The organism is Chryseobacterium sp. SIMBA_028, assembly GCF_046535285.1.
In the GTDB taxonomy this organism is placed as follows: Bacteria; Bacteroidota; Bacteroidia; order Flavobacteriales; family Weeksellaceae; genus Chryseobacterium.
The window spans coordinates 1-338 of record NZ_JAWRWZ010000107.1; the positions used below are offsets into that span (position 1 = coordinate 1).

General features: G+C 47.9%; 1 pseudogene. It reads right to left on the bottom strand.

The features are described from left to right. Window positions 1-338 (bottom strand): annotated as a pseudogene (locus SCA31_RS22750) (collagen-like protein); the annotation flags it as partial.

The following is a 338-nucleotide window of genomic DNA, read 5'->3' on the forward strand; positions in this document are numbered from 1 at the left end:
TACTGCAATATTTCCGGAAGGCCCCGTATGGTTGATGAAGAGCCCCGTTCCTGTTCCTGCGTTAGTAACAGACAATACCGGTACAGAGTTGGCTGCGTTAAAATTCCTGAAAAACCCCGCTCTGCCTGTACCGAAATTGGGAACCCACCCGTACACGGCACTTCCCGTACCATCTGCGGATGATTCAATACCATTTCCGTTTTTTCCCGCATTGGCAGTAATACCATTTCCGTTTCCTTCCGTAAGAGCGATTAATGCAGGTCCGTTTCCGGAAGCATTACTTGAATAAAATAACCCTCCAAAACCTCCTGTACCAGCAGACTCACCATAAACACCAG